This window comes from Rickettsia endosymbiont of Ixodes scapularis (assembly GCF_000160735.1).
Classification (GTDB): Bacteria; Pseudomonadota; Alphaproteobacteria; order Rickettsiales; family Rickettsiaceae; genus Rickettsia; species Rickettsia tamurae.
In genome coordinates, this window is sequence record NZ_GG688311.1 from 1 (window position 1) to 1,319 (window position 1,319).

Here is a 1,319-nt window from a genome sequence, read left to right on the forward strand (position 1 = left end):
AGCACATGCCACTCCATTACCAATAAAAGGAAATAGAGGTGTATTTACGGTAGATCAAATTAGAGAGTTTGTTATTCGTCCTAACTAAAGAAACATACCAAAAGCTAGATTAGTATCAATTGAACAAACCACAAACTTTGGTGGTGGTGCTATATGGCCTTTAGAATATATTAAAGATATTTCCAAATTATGTAGAGCAAATAATGTCTTAACTCATTTAGATGGAGCTAGGTTATTTAATGCTTGTGCTTATACTAAGATTTCTCCAAAAGAATATGCAGATTATTTTGATTCTGTGTTTGTTGATTTTAGTAAGGGACTGAGGGCACCTATGGGTGCTGTACTAGCTGGTAGTGAAACATTTATTGAGCAAGCCTGGTACTATAAATTTTAAATTGGTGGTGGAATGCACCGAGCCGGTATTATTGCAGCTGGATGCTTGTATGGCTTAAAAATAATATGAATTCCTTAGAAGAAGATCATAAACAAACAAATTATTTAGTAGAATATTTAAGTAACATAGAACAAATTGCTATAGATCCAAATTTGTATAAAACTAACATAGCATATTTTACATTAGTTAATACTTCTGTATCTGAAAAACAACTAGTAGATATCTTGATACAAGAATATGGAATAAGGATGCCTATCATATTGGATAAGATCAGAGTTATAACTCAAAAGGATATAAGCTATAAGAATATTGATACTACTGTATCGGTCATAAAAAAGATTTTATTTTGCTAATTGCCATTGTCTATGAAATGACAGATATAATTGCCTAGGGGTGACAGCTTTCTTTGCCGGTAATAAAATAGACATCTAAAATAATTTAATTAATTGCAAAGATGTCTGGGAAAAGAATAACACACCAACAAGCAAAGGTATATATGACATTAAGAAAAGCAGGTTTAAAACCAAGCATTTCGTCAGCTAAAGCAGGATTTTCAGAACGTATAGCATAGGCAACTAAACAACGCTCAGCTATAAGCTGAGGGGTTATAAATTGAAATCGGGGTCTGTCAGAATTTTTGTGTAAGTACGATTTTTCCATTTGCCCAATTTTGTAAATTAGTATCACAAAGTATAGCAAATTGATTTAAAGCCATGGCCCAATTCTTAATAGGCATTGTCCATTTTTAGAAGCATTTGTCAATGCTAAAAATATTATTTTCTGAATCAATTTATTATCTGGAAATACCCTCTTATTTTTCATAATTTTACAAATTTGACGGTTAGTTGATTCAATAGCATTAGTAGTGTAAATCGCTTTTCTAATGACTTCCGGAAAGTTAAAGAACGGAGCTATTCCAGACCAA

At 31.8% G+C, this 1,319-nt stretch carries 3 protein-coding genes; 2 read left to right on the forward strand and 1 reads right to left on the reverse strand.

Annotated features, from left to right (window positions below):
- The first annotated feature begins 151 nt into the window (after positions 1-151).
- On the forward strand, positions 152-394 hold the full coding sequence (locus tag REIS_RS16210) for a beta-eliminating lyase-related protein (RefSeq protein WP_241760979.1): 243 nt from the start codon (positions 152-154) through the stop codon (positions 392-394).
- Positions 395-435: 41 nt separating this feature from the next.
- Positions 436-747, forward strand: coding sequence for a hypothetical protein (locus REIS_RS16215; RefSeq protein WP_050755413.1), 312 nt, complete (start codon positions 436-438; stop codon positions 745-747).
- 352 nt (positions 748-1,099) lie between these two features.
- Here the strand turns inward: REIS_RS16215 and REIS_RS14720 are convergent.
- Positions 1,100-1,319, reverse strand: a 220-nt coding sequence (locus tag REIS_RS14720; protein ID WP_179943717.1) for a transposase, incomplete at its 5' end; no start/stop codon positions are given.

What these genes read in the sequence shown, in the direction of transcription:
- REIS_RS16215 (WP_050755413.1), top strand. Translation starts at nt 436, where the DNA reads ATGCTTGTATGGCTTAAAAATAATATGAATTCCTTAGAAGAAGATCAT.